The organism is Bifidobacterium sp. UTBIF-78 (assembly GCF_006408945.1).
GTDB lineage: Bacteria > Actinomycetota > Actinomycetes > Actinomycetales > Bifidobacteriaceae > Bifidobacterium > Bifidobacterium myosotis.
Genome location: NZ_JFAO01000025.1, coordinates 1 through 19097 on the forward strand (window position 1 = coordinate 1; position 19097 = coordinate 19097).

Here is a 19097-nt window from a genome sequence, read left to right on the forward strand (position 1 = left end):
CAAGTGGTCAGCGACCCATATATATGAATCCTGACGACGTCACTCCCTCAGACCCGCTCCACGGGCCAGCTCGTCAGGCAAGTATGGACGCGCTCTGCGCGCAGCCTGCTAACTCGCCCGTCAGGAAACATCAGTGAATGTCATCGGGAATGTCGATGTCGGTTTTCTGCACTTCCTCGACGTTCACATCCTTGAACGTCACGATACGTACGGACTTGACGAAACGGCTGGAACGATACACATCCCACACCCATGCGTCGGTCAGCTGCACGTCGAAATACACGTCCTGCCCGGCGGAGCGGACGTTGAAATCCACCTTGTTCGCCAAGTAGAAGCGGCGTTCGGTCTCCACCACGTAGGTGAAGAGCTTGATGACGTCCCGGTATTCCTTGTACAGTGCGAGCTCGGCGTCGGTTTCGTAATTGTCGAGATCCTCGGCGCTCATACTTGATTACTCACTTTCCGTGTCACGCTTGCGGCCTCGGCCCAGTGTACGCCACCATGCTTCCTTCGAGGTCTTACGCTCGCCTTGGCCGTACGGCCAGTTGCTTTCCTCGTCCGCGACCCGTTCGGCCACCGTGTGCGGCTCCTTGGCCCTGCCTTCAGCGAAATCCTGATGCTGCGCGGTTCTACTGACGTCGTCCGCCGACCGGCTGCCATGTCCGGGCTCCTGAGGCGCCTCACCAAGGATATCGGCTGCCCCCGTGGATGCGTCGGCATCGGCCACATTCCCTGTTGCGGAACCGGTCGAACGCTTCTGCTGGATGGCGATGGAGTGCTCGCGCGCGCTCAGCGCCTCCTTGACGCCCGGGTTGTCCTCGATCAGGTGCATGCCAAAAGCGTCCAGCGAACGGATCGGATCGTACTCGTCCACCAGCGTGTCCATGACGATAAGATCCTGGTACTTGTTGTTCTCGGCATCCCACAACGCGTCACGCGAGGTACCGGAGGGCACGAAGCCGAGCGATTGGTAGACGGAGATGGAACGGGTGTTCTTCTCGGGCACGCTCACCCAGATACGGTGCATGCCCAGTCCGGCCGGCTCGGGCGCGAAGCCGTAGGTCATCACGCGCGGCATGGCGTCACGGGAATAGCCGCGACCGCGGTAATCCCGTCCAAGAATGATCTGGATGCGGGCGGACCGGGACCAGCCGTCAACGTCGATGAGGAAGATCATGCCGATCACGTTGGCGGTCGAGGAGGCGTCCACCTTACCGTCGTCGTCATGGTCGGCGTCGGTGAGTACGGCCCATGCGATGGTGCGACGCGATTCCGGATCGCCCACACCGGACTCGGTCGGCGCCTGACCGTGCTCCCAGGCTTGGGAACGGCGGACCCACGTATGGACCACTGCACGTTCGGTGGCGGCGTCCTTTCCGGTGATCTTGGAGGCCCCATAGAAGGCGTCGAGCTCGTCGAGCCGCGGCAAATCATCCACGGTGGCTGGACGCAGATGCACCATTTCTCCGCGAATCGGCGGAATGACAATGCTGTCCGGCAAATCACGCCTCAACTGAGTATCGGTAGCCACGCTCAACACCTCGTTGGTCCCTGCCATTGGTATTTGTCCCCTGTTTCGACTCACATTGCAGTGCCGAACATATCTTACTCGACTGGACGAACGCTGAAAATGGGCTGAAATGGGATATTTGCCACACGTTCACCGAGTTACTTTCACCAAGTCATGCCGGTATCGGCAACGGATGGGCGGTTATCCCTCTTGGAGACCATTCCTCGCCCGACTATGGCGGTGGCCCGACAGCACCCCTGATGCAAAAAGGCTCCCCTCGAGTGAGGGGAGCCCGAAGCGAGCGCGTCGCGTCATATCATCATCGACCTGACCGACCGATCAGGCAATGTGATACGACGCCACGGCTCAGCCCTTGATCTTGCCCATGACGACCTTGGTGACGGCCTTGGCGTCGGCCTGACCGCGGGTGGCCTTCATCACGGCGCCGATGATCACGCCCATCGGCTTCATGTTGCCGCTCTTGAGCTTCTCGACCACGTCAGGGTTGGCCTCGAACGCCGCATCGACGGCCGCCTCGATGGCGCCGTTGTCCTCGACGATCTTGTAGCCGTGCTTCTTGACGACCTCATCCGGGGTGCCTTCGCCCTTGAGCACGCCTTCGACGGTCTGCTTGGCGAGCTTGTCGTTGAGCTTGCCGTCGGCGATGAGCTTCTCGACTTCAGCCACGTCGGCCGGGGTGATCGGCAGCTCCTCGAGGGAGACGCCCTGCGCGTTGGCGGCGCGGGACAGCTCGCCCAGCCACCACTTGCGGGCGCCGGCGGCCTTGGCACCGGCCTTGACGGTCTCCTCGATCAGGTCGAGGGCGTCGGCGTTGAGGATGTCGCGCATCTGCAGATCCGTCAGACCCCACTCGGTCTTGAGACGGTTGCGGCGCTCACGCGGCATCTCCGGCATCTGGGACTCGATCTCGGCGATGTGTTCCTTGGTGATGTGCAGCATCACCAGATCGGGGTCCGGGAAGTAGCGGTAGTCGTCCGCATCGGACTTGACGCGGCCGCCGGCCGTGGTCTGCGTGGCCTCGTCCCAGTGACGGGTCTCCTGCAGAATCTCCTTGCCTTCATCAAGGCGCGCGGCCTGACGGCGGATCTCGTACTGGATGGTCTTCTCGATGCCGCGGAAGGAGTTCACGTTCTTGGTTTCGGAACGGGTGCCGTACGGGGCGTCGGCGGACGGGCGCAGCGAGACGTTGACGTCGGCGCGCATGTTGCCCTGCTCCATGCGGGCGTGGGAGATGCCCAGCGCACGCACGATGTCACGGATGGCGCGCATGTAGGCGCCGGCGATTTCGGGAGCACGGTCGCCCGCACCCTCGATCGGCTTGGTGACGATCTCAATCAGCGGCACACCGGCGCGGTTGTAGTCCACGAGGGAGTGGTCGGCGCCCTCGATGCGGCCGTCGGCACCACCCACATGGGTGTTCTTGCCGGCGTCGTCCTCGATGTGGGCGCGCTCGATCGGCACACGGAAGACGGTGCCGTCCTCCAGCTCAACGTCCAGATAGCCGTTGCCGTTGGTCGGCTTGTCGTACTGGGAAATCTGGTAGTCGCGCGGCATGTCCGGGTAGAAGTAGTTCTTACGGGCGAACTGGCTCCACTCGTTGATCTCGCAGTGCAGGGCCAGACCCAGCTTGATCGCGTAGTCGACCGCAGCCTTGTTGACCACCGGCAGCGAGCCCGGCAGACCGAGGCTCACCGGGGTCAGCTGCGTGTTCGGTTCGCCGCCGAACTCGATATGGGCCGGGCAGAACAGCTTGGTGTTCGTGCTGAGCTCCACATGCGTTTCCAAGCCGAAGACCACGTCATACTTCTTGGTGGCATCGGCGTACTTCATCAGTTTTTCAGCCATGATGTTTGTGTTTCCCTTCCGATGCTTCCGTCACTTGTCGAGACCGTCGAGCCACGGGGCCTTGAGGTCCTTCCAGATCGGACCGTTCCAGTCCTCCTCAAGCGCGGCCTCCAGCGCGGCGGCCGGCTTGTACATGACCTCGTCACGCTGCTGCGGGGCGATGAACTGGAAGCCCACGGGCAGACCGTCGTCCGACAGACCGGCCGGGATGGACATGGCGGGCACGCCGGCGAGGTTGGCCGGAATGGTGGCGATGTCGTTCATGTACATGGCCAGCGGATCGTTCATCTTCTCGCCGAACTTGAAGGCGGTGGACGGGCTGGTCGGGGCGACCAGCACATCGACCTGCTGGAACGCGGCCTCGAAGTCGTGGATGATAAGCGTGCGGACCTTCTGGGCCGAGCCGTACCAGGCATCGTAGTAGCCGGCGGACAGGGCATAGGTGCCCAGGATGATACGGCGCTTGACCTCGTCGCCGAAGCCTGCCTCACGGGTGTAGGCCATCATGTTGGCGGCGGTCTGCGGCACGTCGGCCGGCGGCATCACGCGCAGGCCGTAGCGCATGCCGTCGTACCGGGCCAGGTTGGAGCTGACCTCGGACGGCATGATGATGTAGTACGCACCGAGCGAGTAGCCGATGTGCGGAATGGACACCTCGCTGACCTCGGCACCCATCTCCCTGAGCTTGTCGACGGCCTCGTTGAAGCGGGCCTCGACGCCGGGCTGGAAGCCGTCGCCGCCGAGCTCCTTGATCAGGCCGACCTTGAGGCCCTTGAGATCGCGCTTGGCACCTTCACGGGCGGCGGCGACCATCGGGCGCGGGCCCTCGGGGATGGAGGTGGAGTCGCGGCGGTCATGGCCGCCGATGACTTCCTGCAGCAGGGCGGAGTCGAGCACGGTGCGGGAGACCGGGCCGATCTGGTCGAGCGAGGACGCCATGGCGATGGCGCCGAAGCGGGAGACGCCGCCGTAGGTGGGCTTGACGCCCACGGTGCCGGTCAGGGCGCCGGGCTGACGAATCGAGCCACCGGTGTCGGTGCCGAGGGCCAGCGGGGCCTCGAACGCGGCGACCGCAGAGGCGGAGCCACCGCCGGAACCACCGGGCACGCGCTCGGTATCCCACGGATTGTGGGTGGTCTGGTAGGCGGAGTGCTCGGTGGAGGAGCCCTGAGCGAACTCATCCAGGTTGGTCTTGCCAAGGATCGGCATGCCGGCGGCCTTGAGCTTTTCGATGACGGTGGCGTCGTACGGCGGCACCCAGCCTTCGAGAATCTTGGAGGCTGCGGTGGTCTCGATGCCCTTGGTGACGATCATGTCCTTGATGGCGATCGGCACACCGGCCAGTTCAGGCAGGGTGGCCTTCTCTTCCGCCGTCTTGGCGTCGAAGGCGTCGGCCTGCTCGAGGGCCACGTCGCCGGAGACCTTGAGGAAGGCCTTGATGGACGGCTCGGCGGCTTCGATCACCTTGAGGTGGGCCTCGACCAGCTCGCGGGAGGTCACATCGCCCTTCTTGACGGCTGCGGCCTGCTCGGCGGCGGACAGCTTGACCAGAGTTGCGGTTTCGTTGCTTACGGTGCTCATCGGGTTCACTCCTCGCTTCCCAGGATTCGCGGTGCCACGAACATGCCGGCCTCGGTCTTCGGGCCACCGGCGAGCGCCTCGGCCTGCGTGAGCGGGGTCTCGGCTACGTCCGGGCGCAGGTAGGCTTCCAGCGGAACCGGGTTGGCGGTGGGCGGGACGTCGTCGGAGGCGACTTCCTGGACCTTGTTGATGGAGTCTGCGATGACGTTCAGTTCGCCCTGCAGACGGGTGATTTCCTCATCGGTGAGCGCGATTCGGGCAAGATCGCCCAAATGCACGATTTCTTCGCGTGAAAATGTTGGCATGGGCTTAACTATACGAGCGGTTTGTGACACGCGGAATGCGAGTTCGCACTGTATGGAACATCGAATTACTGACGCTGAGACGTTCACAGCGTCAATTTTCCGGACCGATGCGGTCGTCCTCGTTCCCGATCATCGGACGAGCCACATCCGTGGGACCTATATAGAGCACCTATATAACCCGTCCGCTACTTCACATCGATGCGCTTGACGGTGACCAGGCCAGTGCCCCACAGCACAGTACTCCACGCGAACAGCAACAGACCGGACTGCCACCACGAGGGAATCCAGTAACTCGGCTTCTCAAGTGCGACCGGCACCGACGACGACTCGACGCCACCCGATAGGAACCGGTTCATGGCGGCGTCCGGCGCCAGATAGCTCAACGTGCCCAGCCATTCGAACTGGTTCATCAGCACGGAGGTCAGGGACAGCACCGACGAGAGCACCATGAACAGGACTATCACCGCGCACACGCCGCCCACGGTGGAACGAGTCAGACCGCCCAGCCCGACCGCGAGCAGCGCAACCAGCATGATGACCACCGGAAAACCCACCAATGTGACCGGAATGATGCGCATCTGGTCATCGCCCAAAGCGGTGATCTCATGGCCGCGAGACATGAGCCACACCACCAACCCGGCAGCCGCAATGCCAACGAGGCTCGCAGCCACGGAGAACAGCGCCACAGCCAGTGACTTGCCGACGTAGAACATGCCGCGTCTCGGATTCGCCACCAGACTGGCCTGCACCGCCGACGTGGTGTACTCACTGGTAATGGCCATGACGCCGAAGATGCCGAAGACCAACGCAGCGGTGGTGCCGGACGAGGCGAGGACGGACCACACATCAGCCGCAGACACGGGTCTGGGCGAGTCCAGTTGCTGGCCTGTATTCAGATCCACCGACGCCATGAACATTGTGCTCCAAGTGCCCAGCGCCGCCATGCCGACGATGAGCAGCACAGACAGCCCCATCAGAATCCATGTCGAAGTCAGCGACTTGAGCTTGAGCAATTCGGCGCGCAGCACGCCCATGAACGTGAGACGGATGCGACGATTCCAACGATTGGCCCGGCGGCTGGTTGCACTGCCGTCCGAGATGGCGGCAGTGGCGTATGCGGGACCGGGCATCACGTCGGATCTGGTGTCCGGTACGGTGGCCGGTGTAACGCCGATTGATGGTTCCGGTGTCGCGCCGGTCGGACTGACGGAAACATCGTTGGGAATGATTCCGATGGCATCATTGGCGGAGGCATTGCCTGCGGAAGCGTTCATCGCGTGACCTCCTTGGCTCGGTATTCGATTTGGTCATGGGTCAAAGCCATATACGCCTCCTCAAGCGAGGCATGCTCCTCGAGGAATTCGTAGGTGACGAGCTGCGCCTGGGCGAAGACCCGCGCCGCGGCGTCAAGATTCGCGCCGATGATGCGGAACACATCACCCGTTGGCGGATCGTTGGGTGTGCGTTGTTCCATGGTGACCGTGATCTGTGGGGCACGGGAGAAGATCGCCAGCAGCTTTTGCGGCTCGGGTGTGACCACGCGCAGTGATTTGGTGGAGTGCTCGGCCACGAATGCGTTCACCGTGGTGGTTTCCAGAATGCGCCCTTGGCCGATGATCACCAGATTGTCTGCGGTGAGGGCGACTTCGCTCATCAGGTGGGAACTCAGCAGCACGGCCCGGCCTTGGGCGGCAAAGTGGCGGCAGAGCTCACGCACCCATTTGACGCCTTCCGGGTCAAGACCGTTGATGGGCTCGTCGAGGATCAGGTTGCGCGGGTCACCCAACAGCGCCGCCGCGATGGACAGCCGTTGGCTCATGCCCAACGAGAACCGTCCGGCCTTGTTCTTCGCCACGGCGGTGAGACCCGTGATATCGAGGACCTCGTTCACACGACGACGTGGAATGTCGTTGGTGTAGGCCAAGGCTTTGAGATGGTCGATGGCCGAGCGCGAAGGGTACGCGGATTTGGCGTCAAGCACTGCGCCGACCGCCCGCATCGGCGCGCGCAGTGTGACGTATGGCCTGCCGTCAATGAGCGCACGACCGCGATCCGGGGTGATGAGCCCCAGCACGGCACGCATGGTGGTCGATTTGCCGGCGCCGTTGGGGCCGAGAAAGCCGGTGACTTTGCCGTCTTCGGCGGTGAAGGTCACATCGTTGAGCGCCTGCTTGGTTTTGAACCGTTTGCTGAGCCCTTCAATCTCTATCATGATTCAACTGTAGACGAAAGGCCCATGCCACACCAGCGATGTCAACATATGGCTACCGCACGTTATCGGATAGTCCAGCCTAGTGTTCCGAGTCGGAAGATCATTGACGAATTCGCTACCCCTCAGACCCGCTTCGCGGGGCACTATCATGCGGTTCAAGCGATGACGGCGTGCTGGGCGATCCAGGCGTGCATGGCCACGGCCGCGGCGGCTCCGGCATTGATGGATCGCACTGAGCCGAATTGCGAGATATAGACCACGTCGTCGGCGAGATCGAGGGCCTTCCGGCTCAATCCCGGGCCTTCCGCCCCGAAGAGGAGCAGGCAGCGCTTGGGAAAGGCATAGGTCTCCATGGGCACGGCACCGGGAATGATGTCGAGCGCGATGATGCGAGAAGACTCCAGCTCCTTGATGCGGGCATCGCAGGCGTCGATTTCAGCCAGCAGCGCATGCAACCGCTGGTTGTCGCCATCGACGGCCACATCATGAGCGTGGATGGCTGCGGCTCCGGCACGGGCGCGTTCGGCGGCGATCTCGCCGGCGATGCGGTTGCGCCAGCACTCCACCAATTCGGCGATGGACGGATGATGCTCGACGTGCTGATAGAGCTCGGTCATCAGAGCGCCCTTGCGGTTCCATTTATGCGGTCCCACAATATGAACGCGGCGTGCTTGGAACGCATTGGCGGTACGCACCATGGACCCGATGTTGAAATCATGCGTCCAGTTCTCCACCGCGACTTCGAAATCATGCCGGCCGCGAGCATCCAAATCCGCCTTGATGGCGGCCACGGACCAGTAGCGGTACCGGTCGAGCACGTTACGACGGTCACCTTCGTCCAGCAGCGCCGAATCGTACCGGCCGTCGTAATTCGGCGAGGCGGGATCATCGGGGCGGGGTTCGCCGGGGTGGGACTCACACCACGGGCCGAGACCCACCTCACGAAATTCCGGTTCGCCCGATGCCTTGGCCGCCAGGGAGATCTGGTTCGGTGCGTGCACAATCACTCCTCTTACAAACGCTTTTCCGAGACTTTGCCTTCATCACCCGCGAGTAGCCAGAACGCTAGAACACGCTTCAATGCCGGATGCCCTCAAGCCGGAACGGCTGTGCCAGCACAGGCCTAACTATCTCGCTATCTCGTGTTCGCCGGGGATATTCAGAACCCGAGAACGGCTGTGCCGACACAGGACCGAAGGTTTACGCACCAACTGCGCGCAATGGGATATGTCTTCAGCGCAGTTTGGCGGTATATAACGGTATGTGTCAGCGCAGCTCGGCTTCGTCGAAGACCTGGACGAACGGCAACACATGGCTATCTCCCGTGGAGGGATTGACCACGTTGATGTCCTTGGCGCCGCCGCCGACCAATGCCGCGATGGCGACCACGGATGCTCCCAACTGATCGACGACGCCGAAATCGAGGCTGAGCTCGTTGCCGTTGCGCAGCGTGACCAACGAGCTGGTCTGCACATACGACTTCTCGGAAAGCCAAGCGTCCAGCAACACCACGCGACGACCGGCGATGGACGGTCCCTTGATGGACGGATAGACGAAATCCATCACAAAGCCGTCAAGATCCTGCCCGCGGGATGCGGCGGCTTGTATCATCGCCGACACCATCGGCACCGCAGCGGCGGTCAGCGCGCCGACCGCGTCGAAGTCATCTACCGAATAGCCGGCATCCTCCAAGGCGTCCAGCAACACATGCCCCATGACCACGGCAGCACGATGGTCGAACGTCACCGCCGACAGCTCGGAGAAGGGACGCCCGACCACATGCTCCTTGAGCAGGGAGGCCAGCTGTTCGCGCGGGTCCAGCTGGGCGAAGTCGGTGGTGTTCCGGGGTGCGGCGAGATCCGGTGTACCGGTTGAGCGGAATCCTGATTCAGTCATGACTTCAGACTATCGCCTGAGGGAGTCATCACCGCACTGTGATTTCGCCGTATCGCACATCGCCGCCTAGTATGCCACCACCCAGCAGCGTCACCGTCCAGTGACATCATCAGCCATTGCATTCACTACCCAACGGCATCACCCGCCCAACGATGCCCCTTCCAACGGCATCACTGCTTACATCATCGCGCATCCTCCGACTCGCCCGTGTCCGGCGGAATGACCTCGGGGGCGGACAGTTCATTGACATTGGCCTTGTCCGATTCGATCAACGGCACTTCCTCAATGATTTTAGTGGGCTCAATCTTCTGCAGTTTGCGCGCGGTGGGCAGCACACGCTTCTCCAGGCTGGCCGCGAACTTGTTATACGCTCCCACAGTCTTGGTGATCTGCGCGCCCAGTTTTGTGGCATAGTCACCCAATACGGCGAATCGATCGTACAGCTCGCGCGACAGATCGAACAACTGCTTGGCGTCGTCGGTCAGGGACTGCTGCTGCCATGCGTAGGCCACGGATTTCAGAACCGCCCACAGGGTCACCGGCGAGGTCAACGCCACCTTGCGGGAGAAGGCGTCATCCATCAGTGTAGGGTCGGCCTCAAGCGCCGCCTGCAGCAAAGCCTCGTTGGGGATAAACGCCACCACGAAGTCCGGAGCCGTATCGAAGGCGTTCCAATACGCCTTCTCCCCCAAGGCGCGCACATGTTCGCGCAATGCCTTGGCGTGCGAGCGCAGCAGCTCATCACGACGCACCAATTCCTCCGGCGATGCCGTCTCCGGAATCTCGCAAGCACGCTGGTAATCGGCATACGGCACCTTGGCATCGATCGGAATGGTCTTCCCACCGGGAAGATGGACGATCATGTCAGGACGCAGCGTGCGCCCATCAGCGCTGTTGACCACCACCTGTGTATCGAAATCGACATGCTCGAGCAGCCCGGCCGATTCCACGATGTTCTTGAGCTGCGCCTCGCCCCACGCGCCACGAACCTTGTTGTTGCGCAATGCGGCGGACAGCGAGCTGGTCTCCTTGTCCAATCGGGCCTGCTGATCGTTCAGCCCCTTGAGCTGGGCCCCGAGCGCACCCATCTCCTGTTTGCGCCCCTCTTCGATCTGCGTGACCTTGTTCTGCAGAGCATCAAGGTTCTTGGCCACGGGCGCCAAAGCCTCCAACACCTTGCTCTGCTCCTTGAGCCGGGCTTCCTGTTCGCGGCGCTTGGTCTCGGCGGCCTGGATTTCCGCCTGCCGACGCTCTTCAGCCACCTTGGCCTCCGCCCGGCGACGTTCTTCGGCCTCGGCTGCGGCGCGCTCCCGTTCACGCTGGATGCGAATCTGCTCAGCCTGCTGCGCTTGGGCCAACTGCGATTTGACGAATGCCAGCTGCTGGCCGACGCCTTCGATCTGCGCCCGCGATGCCGCATTGACGGCCCTGAGCTCGGCGGCGTCCGCACGGGCGGCTTCCAATGCGGAGCGTGACTCCTCAAGCTCCGCGGTTTTGGCACCGCGAGCCATCTCCTGGCCTTTATGCCGCCCCAGCATGAATCCGACGGCAAGGCCCATCACAGCGCCCACCACCAGCACGAAGACCACGATTACTACGGTTCCCATTTGCTCAGTCATGGTTCCCAGTATGACACCGGTTCACAGTGGCGGTAAAATTTTACCGTCTGCGACGAAAACAAGCCGAAAACGGCGCCATCGGCACCCACAGCACCGCAACAACGACAGCAACCAATCGGCCGTCACAATCTCACGGCCCGACGAGTCTTACGGCCTGAGCCTCACGACTTAACGAGCCTCGCGATGGCCGCAGACGCCTCGGCAAGCTTTTCGTCGGCCACCGCGCCGCCTTCCGCGGAAGCCTGACGGACGCAGTGGTTGAGGTGGTCATCCAGCAGCAGCAACGCCACCGACTTCAGCGCCGAGTTCGACGCGGCAATCTGGGTGAGGACGTCGATGCAGTACTTGTCATCCTCCACCATTTGTTCAATGGCACGTACCTGCCCCTCGATACGACGCAACCTCGCCACGATCTTCGCCTTGTCACCGCCGTATCCGTGCATGCGCCCTCCTTTTCCCACAGCTGAACACGCCACTATTATATACCCTCTAGGGGTATAGGGTATACACTGTCTGGCGATACAATAAAGAGGGAAGGAGCGGTTATGGAATTCAACATCTTTCCGATCGCAGTGGCATTGCTGGCAGCTGCCGCACTGACGTGGCTGGTGCTGCGGTTCTTCTTCGCACCGCAACGCGGACAGGCCGGAACGGTAAGCGGCGGGCGCCAGCGCGCCACAATCACAGTCAAAGGCGGCTACTCCCCCTCGACCATCACCATGCGCGCCGGCCTGCCGGCTACCCTGACGTTCTACCGTCAGGAGACCGGCGAGTGCACCTCGCATGTGGTCTTCGCGGATCTCGGACTGGACGCAATGCTGCCGGGCAACGCCACGACCAACGTGGAGCTGCCGCCCCTGCCCGCCGGCGAGTATCCCTTCGCCTGCGGGATGAACATGGTCCACGGCCTGCTGCGCGTGGAAGACGGCCCTGCGACCAGCAATGCCGACGCGTCATCCGAAAGCGCCCTCAGCTCAGCCGACGCATCCGATGAATCCGGCGCATCCGCCGCCCCCAAGCACGGACAGACCCCAACAGCGACGCCCGCCCATCATCACCCGATCCCCTCGCCCAGCGCGACCCCAAGCTCCACGGATGCCGCAGAGGCCGAACGCCGGGAGGCACAGGAGCGCCGCAACGAAATCAAATCCCTCACCAAACTGGTCGTCATCGGCGCGATACTCACCATCCCGGTGTTCGCCGCCACCATGCTGCACATGGCCGACCCTGCGCTCGTGCCGCACTGGATGGTCAATCCATGGCTGCAGGCCATCCTCATCACCCCGGTGATGTTCTACTGCGGACACCCCATCCATTCGGTCGGCTTCCCCGCACTGGCCCACCGCTCACCGGACATGAATTCGCTGGTGTCCCTCGGCACGTCGGCCGCCTATCTGTACAGTCTGGTCACCTGCATCGCCCCTTGGGTCTTCCCGGAGGGCTCCCGCGAACCGTATTTCGAATCGGTCGGCGTGGTCATCACGCTGGTTCTGGTCGGACGACTGCTGGAAACCAAAGCGAGGGAAGGCACAGGCAAAGCCGTGCAATCCCTGATCAAACTCCGCCCGCGGACCGCACACCTGCTGAACGACGGCATCGATGCGGCCAACGACGACTGGCTGAACCCGGCCAACGCGACGGACACGGACGTCGATGCCCTGGCCGTCAACGATCTGGTGGTCGTTCGAGCCGGCGAGCGCATACCGGCGGACGGCGAGACCGTGACCGGCGAGGCCACCGTCGACGAATCGATGATCACCGGCGAGTCCAAACCAATCGTCAAGAACGCCGGCACGCAACTCACCGGCGCCACGGTACTGCTCAAGGGCAACGTGCTCATGCGCATCACCCAAGTGGGCGCGAATACCGTACTTTCGCAGATCGCCGGCCTCGTGGCCCGGGCGCAGGCCACCAAGGCCCCGGTTCAGCAACTTGCCGATCGCATCGCGCGGTACTTCGTGCCCGCAGTGATGATCATCGCCATCTGGACGTTCGCGATATGGGTATCGGTCGGCCCCGATCCGAGACTGGCCCACGCTCTGGTCACTGCGGTCAGCGTACTGATCATCGCCTGCCCGTGCGCGCTGGGACTGGCCACCCCACTTTCGGTGACGGTGGCACTGGGACTGGGCGCCACGAACGGTGTGCTCGTCACCAGCGCAAAAGCCCTGGAACGGGCCCGGCGCATCGGCACCGTGGTGTTCGACAAGACCGGCACCATCACGCGCGGCATCGTGGACGAATCCGCCGATTGGAGCCGACCGAGCTACGAACAGGACACAGTCAAGGAAGGCTCGGCACAGGCCATCGCGGCATTGCGCGCCCGTGGTATTCGTACGGTCATGCTATCCGGCGACAAGGCGGACGTGGCAAGCCGCATCGCACGCGAAGTGGGTATCGACACCGTGATCTGCGAGGTCAAGCCCGATGGCAAGGCCTACTGGATCGAGAGGCTGCAGCGTGAACGCGACGGCCTGTCGGGAGCGATGCCCGATTCCGCGACCGCTCCGTCCGACCGAGCGGACGGCTCCGCACGCCCTGTTACCGCACGGAACACTCCCGTCGGCGGTTCTCGCAGCACCGATCAATCCGCGAACCTCATCGCCATGGTGGGCGACGGTATCAACGACGCCCCCGCGTTGGCACAAGCCGATTTGGGTATCGCCATCGGCACGGGCACGGACGTGGCCATGCAGTCCGCGGACGTGACGCTGATGAGCGGCGACCTCAGGGGCGTGCTCAAGACCATCGACCTTTCTCAGGCCACCATGCGCAACATTCGGGAGAATCTGGGCTGGGCCTTCGGATACAACGTAATCGGCATCCCGATTGCGGCAGGCGTGCTCTACCCGTTCACCGGATGGCTGCTCAGCCCGATGATCGCCGGACTGGCGATGGCCCTGAGCTCGACGTGCCTCGTACTCAACGCGAATCGTCTGCATGGCGCGCGGATCGACGGCGGCCTCGCATCGGCCGGCGGTGTTGTCGGCGACGGCGTCGCTGACGGCGCTCACGACGGTACGGCTGGCGGTACAGCTGGCAGTATGACCGACAGCATGAATAGGCGGGAGCCGACCGTTATCGTCGACGACCGCACTTCATTGCACTTGTCCGAACAATCACCATCAACCAAGGAGAATCACATGGAAATGAACATGCACATGCATCACATGGCCCCCGCCGACGGCGAAACCGCCACCGACCCGGTGTGCGGCATGAGCGTTGCGGCGAACGCCGAGTCCATCACGCGCGAATACAACGGCAAGACCTACTACTTCTGCGGCGAGCACTGCGCCACCAACTTCATGAAGGCGCCGCAGGTGTTCCTGAGCGAGTGACGCCCATCGCACCGTTTCACGCACCCCACGGTGTAGTGATTCGCCCACGGTGTAGGGAAATTCACATGGTGCAGGAAGCCAAAACGGCTTCATTCCGCCAAAGTGGATAATCGACTCCCTACACCGTGGGCATATCCCTACACCGTGTGACATTTGCGCATATGGCCGGCGGCTCCGCTGCGGTCACGTTTGTAACGCATATCGCAAAGGCTCCAACCCCTATTGAGAGGTTGGAGCCTTTTTGTATGCATGTAGGGCGTATGCCAGTGCCGATCAGCCGAAGAAGAACACGAACATCCACGCGCCGATGATCGCGCCCACAATCGGGGCCACGACCGGAATCCACGCCTCGCCCCAGCGGGAGGAGCCCTTGTGCGGGATCGGCAGAATGGCGTGCAGGACGCGCGGCATGAGGTCACGGGCCGGGTTCAGACCGGGGCCGGTCGGGCCGCCCATGGAGGTGACGAGGCCCCACACGATGAAGCCGACGACGATCGCGGCGGCGGCCGGGTCCTTTTCGCCCCACGGGTCCATCAGGCAGCACAGTGCGCCGAAGACGAGCACCAAGGTGCCGAACATCTCGTTGACGAAGTAGTTGACCTTCTTGTCATCGGCGTCGCTGGTGCAGAACGTGGCGAAGATGGCGTCGGAATCTTCGGTCTCCTTGTAGTGCGGGTAGTACGTCAGGTAGACGATGAACTGGCCGAGCGCCGCGCCGAGCAGCTGGGCGATGATGTACGGCAGCACTTCGTTCCACGGGAACATGCCATTGACGGCCTGGGCGATGGTCATGGCCGGGTTGATGTGCGCGCCGGAGACCGCACCGAACATCAGGACCGGGAACATCACACCGAAACCGTAGCCCATGGCGATGTTGAGCCATCCGGCATGATGGCCCTTGGTGTTCTTGAGCTCGACATTGGCCACAGAGCCGTTGCCGAAAATCATCAGGATGGCCGTGCCGAAGAACTCGGCAGCCAGCTTGGTAAAGAGGGAGTATTCCACTGCTTCTTCTTTTCTCGTTCGAATGAGGATGTGACTGCGAATAGGGCCGAAGGCCAAGTCGCGCAAACGTGACAAGCGTACGCCGAGGGCTGAACCGTGGAGCGTCGCCCATTCCACGGCTCAAGTCGGACGGGACCCTCATTTCCCGATGATTTCAATGGGGAGGCCATAGGGTACGTGACCCATCGCGACACGCCGATGATTCGCAACTCCGGAGATCGTCTCATTCCGGCAAAGCCCCTATAGCGTGAATTGGCCATCAGGACCTATCCGGAACCTTGTAACCCAGCTTGCTACCTGAGTGGCCCTTCATTGTGGTGTGCATGGTGGTTTCGTCATGGGTGGGCTTGGATGGTGTGTGGAACCACACGCTCCTTGCACGCGAAAATCGGGAAAGCGCACAAAATACCTGTAGCGCAGATAAGGACGCCGGGGCCCGTGAGAGGTTGCAGGTGAAAAGGTGTCTGTTATGACGCCCTTGGACGCCCTATCGATGTTGCCGCGTTGAATCGCAGGTGTTTTGTGTCTGCGTACGGCCTAGGATGCAGGCAAAAGAACACGATTATGGGGGTTGCAGGTGAAACGTGTCTGTTTATGGGCTTTTCGAGGCCATAAACAGACACGTTTCACCTGCAACCTTTTGGGGCGCACAACGATATGCCTGCACGATGGGTGGCAGCCATCCATCAGGGATAATCAGGGATAGAAGCGCATTCCCCGGATATGAGAAACCCCGGGAAACCAATACTTCAAAGGGTTTCGGCGAGAAACAAGAAAAGCACCGACCGAAGTCGATGCCTTAAGTGTGCCCCCGCAGGGACTCGAACCCTGGACACGCTGATTAAGAGTCAGCTGCTCTAACCAACTGAGCTACGGGGGCAGTGGTTAGCTGTTGAAGTGTTCCTTGCAACAGGTGATAAATATACTCAGATTCAAGACGAATGCAACCTCCGGCGTGTCGCCCGGAATTCCAACGTTTTTTAAAACGGGATTTCGAGCCGTCTCGACGACATCAGCCCACCTCCCATCACACCAGTGGAAGGCCTTTACAAAATATACATACTCGTTGCCAACCATGCAGACCATAGGCGTCCGACCTCCAGCCCAGTATCACCACCTTAAAATGACGGTTCTTACATGCCATCATCGGCGCTTCACTCCACCGCTCCGCTAAAACTGCCGGACTGACACCAGTTGACTGTCGGTTCTCGACGCTTGAGTGTCGGACCTCGACGCATGACTGTCGGATTTCAACGCTTGAGTGTCGGATTACGTACATATTTTGTACGAGGTCCGACACTCAAGCGTTGAGAACCGACAGTCGTCCGTCGAGGTCCGACAGTCTTGCTGCGAAAACCGACAGTTATCCATCACGGGACACCGATGCAGCCAGACATAACCAGATGGATGCACCCAGTCACACCCGGTTGCCGCTAAACACGGGCATACACAACCGGATGCAGTCAAACACACCCAGGTACAACCAAACACACCCAGGTACAACCAAACACACCCAGGTACACCCAAATACACCCAGGTACAGCCAAACACACCCAAATACGAAAAGCCCCGCGTCGCATGCCATAATCATGCGAACACGGGGCTTTTCGATGCTTAAGCTCAGACCTTCAGTCTGAAAGATTCCAGCGCAAAGCCGGAATGACTCACTCGGCCACGACCTTCACGAAGAAGGAAGCGGTGATCTCCGGGTGGAGGACCACCTTGGCGGGGAAATCGCCGGTGGTCTTGATGGGCTCGACCTCGATGGCCTTCGGGTTCACCGGGGCCTTGTCGGACAAAGCGATGGCGATGGCCTCAGTGGAAATGCCACCGAACAGCTTGCCGGACTCGGACACCTTGGCGGCGATCTCGACGGTCGTGCCCTCGATGGCGGCCTTGGCGGCGACGGCCTCTTCGCGGGTGGCGACGGCCTTGGCCAGACGAGCGCGCTTCATGGCGGTGATCTGAGCCTCAGCGCCCTTGGTCCAAGCGAAGGCGAGGTGCTGCGGGAACAGGAAGTTGCGGGCGTAGCCGGCCTTCACGTTCACGACATCACCGGCGTGGCCCAGGTTGGACACGGTCTTGGTGAGAATAACCTTGGTTTCAGCCATTGTTCAAAGCCTCCCTAACTCAGCGACCCGAAGTGGCGTACGGCAGCAGGGCCATCTCGCGGGCGTTCTTGATCGCCTTGGAGATCTCGCGCTGCTCCTGCACGGTGACACCGGTGATACGACGGGAACGGATCTTGCCGCGATCGGAAATGAACTTGCGCAGCAGCGCAACGTCCTTGTAATCGATCACGCTGATCTTGGCAGCCTTCAGCGGGTTCGGCTTCTTCTTGAACGGCTTGACCGGCGGTTGCGGCCTCTTACGTGACATGATGTTCTCCTTAAAAATCGATATTGCTTATGCTGATTGGCAAGTGAAGGGCATGGCGAACGCGCGAATCAGATATCGCGTCGCTTTGCCCACTTCGTCTGAATCCGCCCAAGGACCGGTACCTGACCAGTCCGAACGGAATCAGAACTCCGGGTCGTTGTCGTCGCCACCGCCGAAATCGGAGGAGGCGCCGAACGTCGAGAAGCTGCCGGAATCGGAGGAACCGGCGTTGCTCCACGGATCGGCCGCGGGAGCGGACGGAGCGGCAGGCGCGGACGGCTGCTGGGAGTAAGCGGCACCACCCTGATAGCCACCGTTGTAGCCACCTTGGAAACCACCGTTACCACCCTGATTGCTGTAGCCATTGTTCGGCTGACCGCCCTGATAGCCGCCATTGGCGCGACCCTGGAAGCCGCCCTGACCGGACGACGTGCGGGTCACCTGCGCGGTGGCGTACCTCAGGGAAGGACCGATTTCGTCAAGCTGCATCTCCACGACGGTGCGCTGGGAACCGTCCTGCGCCTGATAGGAGCGCTGCTGCAAACGGCCTTGGGCGATCACACGCATGCCCTTCTTCAGGGTCTGAGCGCAGTGGTCGGCAAGGTCACGCCATGCTGAGCACCTCATGAACAGCGCCTGACCATCCTCGAACTGGTTGGTCTGACGGTTATAGGTGCGCGGAGTGGAGGCAATCGTGAAGCTCGCCACGGTCGCGCCGCTGCCAATAGTGCGCAGTTCGGGGTCCGAGGTGAGATTGCCCACGATGGTAATGACGGTTTCGCCTGCCATAACGGTCCTTGACTTTCACTCACTTGCCAGCATCAGCTGACTGAAACGCTGTAACTCAGGCGTCCTTACGAAGGATCTTCGTACGGATCACGGATTCGTTGAGGTTGAGCACACGGTCGAGCTCGTCGCTGACAGCGGACTCGGCGGTGTAGGTCACCACGACGTAGTTGCCCTCGGTCTTGCCGGCAATCTCGTAGGCGAGCTTGCGACGACCCCAGTAATCGGGCTCATCGACGGAACCGCCTTCCTTGGTGACGAGTTCCAGATACTGCTCGGTCAGCTTCTTCAGACCGCGCTCATCCAGCTCAGGATCGGCGATGAACATCAGTTCGTACTTGTGCGCAGACATCACCCACCTCCTTCGGACTAATCGGCCACGGACGTTCCGTGGCAGGAGTGTGTATACGCTTGCCCGGAGCATGCACATCTGCGCAATACCCCTTTGGGCAACTTGCCCATGCTATGCGCAGGTCAAGACAGCGGCGCATGGCCACGCGAGCCGCCCGCCGGCACTCCCGCCGATACCCCGACGACACACCCGGACAGTTCGGAAAAGTGCGGAATGGTGCTGTTTTAGGCAATCCGATAAGCGTATGA

The 19097-nt window shown here is 61.7% G+C and carries 15 protein-coding genes, 1 tRNA gene and 4 pseudogenes; 1 reads left to right on the forward strand and 19 read right to left on the reverse strand.

Translation table 11 applies throughout. The features are described 5' to 3' along the window. Positions 1–130: 130 nt before the first annotated feature. The 13 genes and pseudogenes from BG22_RS06490 to BG22_RS06540 all read right to left on the reverse strand — a co-directional run bounded on the left by BG22_RS06490 (position 131) and on the right by BG22_RS06540 (position 11432). Positions 131–445 carry a DUF2469 domain-containing protein gene (locus BG22_RS06490; protein WP_033890645.1) on the reverse strand — a complete coding sequence of 105 codons (315 nt, stop codon included), beginning with the start codon at positions 443–445 and terminating at the stop codon, positions 131–133. 6 nt (positions 446–451) lie between these two features. Next, positions 452–559 (reverse strand): annotated as a pseudogene (locus BG22_RS11485) (N-acetyltransferase); the annotation flags it as partial. A 194-nt stretch (positions 560–753) separates the two neighbouring features. Beyond that, positions 754–1558: pseudogene (locus BG22_RS06495) on the reverse strand (GNAT family N-acetyltransferase); the annotation flags it as partial. Positions 1559–1876: 318 nt separating this feature from the next. Then, a complete protein-coding gene (gatB, locus tag BG22_RS06500) occupies positions 1877–3376 on the reverse strand; it encodes an Asp-tRNA(Asn)/Glu-tRNA(Gln) amidotransferase subunit GatB (RefSeq protein WP_094666636.1) in 1500 nt (499 codons plus the stop codon). Positions 3377–3406: 30 nt separating this feature from the next. Next, positions 3407–4957, reverse strand: a complete 1551-nt coding sequence (gene gatA / locus BG22_RS06505; RefSeq protein ID WP_140494248.1) for an Asp-tRNA(Asn)/Glu-tRNA(Gln) amidotransferase subunit GatA — start codon at positions 4955–4957, stop codon at positions 3407–3409. Positions 4958–4962: 5 nt separating this feature from the next. Continuing rightward, on the reverse strand, positions 4963–5262 hold the full coding sequence (gatC, locus tag BG22_RS06510) for an Asp-tRNA(Asn)/Glu-tRNA(Gln) amidotransferase subunit GatC (RefSeq protein WP_094666634.1): 300 nt from the start codon (positions 5260–5262) through the stop codon (positions 4963–4965). 185 nt (positions 5263–5447) lie between these two features. Beyond that, positions 5448–6536 (reverse strand): permease of ABC transporter system, encoded by a 1089-nt coding sequence (locus BG22_RS06515; RefSeq protein ID WP_140494250.1) that lies wholly within the window; start codon positions 6534–6536, stop codon positions 5448–5450. Beyond that, entirely contained in the window at positions 6533–7474 is a 942-nt protein-coding gene (locus BG22_RS06520) for an ATP-binding cassette domain-containing protein (protein WP_140494252.1), read from the reverse strand. Before BG22_RS06520 ends, BG22_RS06515 begins: the two co-directional genes overlap by 4 nt. Before the next feature lie 155 nt (positions 7475–7629). Beyond that, positions 7630–7905: pseudogene (locus tag BG22_RS11490) on the reverse strand (TrmH family RNA methyltransferase); the annotation flags it as partial. Between the two features lie 86 nt (positions 7906–7991). Beyond that, positions 7992–8475 (reverse strand): annotated as a pseudogene (locus tag BG22_RS11495) (RNA methyltransferase); the annotation flags it as partial. 265 nt (positions 8476–8740) lie between these two features. Then, complete coding sequence (locus tag BG22_RS06530) at positions 8741–9370, reverse strand: orotate phosphoribosyltransferase (RefSeq protein ID WP_181163422.1); 630 nt, start codon at positions 9368–9370, stop codon at positions 8741–8743. 182 nt (positions 9371–9552) lie between these two features. After that, positions 9553–10989 (reverse strand): DNA recombination protein RmuC, encoded by a 1437-nt coding sequence (locus tag BG22_RS06535; protein ID WP_140494257.1) that lies wholly within the window; start codon positions 10987–10989, stop codon positions 9553–9555. 161 nt (positions 10990–11150) lie between these two features. After that, the gene (locus BG22_RS06540; protein ID WP_094666630.1) at positions 11151–11432 is read right to left on the reverse strand and encodes a metal-sensitive transcriptional regulator; all 282 of its coding nucleotides are present in this window, start codon (positions 11430–11432) and stop codon (positions 11151–11153) included. Positions 11433–11534: 102 nt separating this feature from the next. Between BG22_RS06540 and BG22_RS06545 the strand changes: the two genes are divergently transcribed. Further along, positions 11535–14327 carry an HAD-IC family P-type ATPase gene (locus tag BG22_RS06545; RefSeq protein ID WP_140494259.1) on the forward strand — a complete coding sequence of 931 codons (2793 nt, stop codon included), beginning with the start codon at positions 11535–11537 and terminating at the stop codon, positions 14325–14327. A gap of 273 nt (positions 14328–14600) precedes the next feature. Here the strand turns inward: BG22_RS06545 and BG22_RS06550 are convergent, their stop codons facing one another. From BG22_RS06550 to rpsF, 6 genes are all read right to left on the reverse strand, one after another. Then, the gene (locus tag BG22_RS06550; protein ID WP_140494261.1) at positions 14601–15332 is read right to left on the reverse strand and encodes an MIP/aquaporin family protein; all 732 of its coding nucleotides are present in this window, start codon (positions 15330–15332) and stop codon (positions 14601–14603) included. An 806-nt stretch (positions 15333–16138) separates the two neighbouring features. Continuing rightward, a tRNA-Lys gene (locus tag BG22_RS06555) sits at positions 16139–16212 on the reverse strand. Between the two features lie 784 nt (positions 16213–16996). Then, positions 16997–17443, reverse strand: coding sequence for a 50S ribosomal protein L9 (rplI, locus tag BG22_RS06560; RefSeq protein WP_094666627.1), 447 nt, complete (start codon positions 17441–17443; stop codon positions 16997–16999). A 19-nt stretch (positions 17444–17462) separates the two neighbouring features. Next, positions 17463–17711 carry a 30S ribosomal protein S18 gene (gene rpsR, locus BG22_RS06565; RefSeq protein WP_094666626.1) on the reverse strand — a complete coding sequence of 83 codons (249 nt, stop codon included), beginning with the start codon at positions 17709–17711 and terminating at the stop codon, positions 17463–17465. A gap of 141 nt (positions 17712–17852) precedes the next feature. Continuing rightward, entirely contained in the window at positions 17853–18500 is a 648-nt protein-coding gene (locus tag BG22_RS06570; RefSeq protein WP_140494263.1) for a single-stranded DNA-binding protein, read from the reverse strand. Between the two features lie 55 nt (positions 18501–18555). Further along, positions 18556–18849, reverse strand: coding sequence for a 30S ribosomal protein S6 (gene rpsF, locus BG22_RS06575; protein WP_140494265.1), 294 nt, complete (start codon positions 18847–18849; stop codon positions 18556–18558). Positions 18850–19097: the final 248 nt, after the last annotated feature.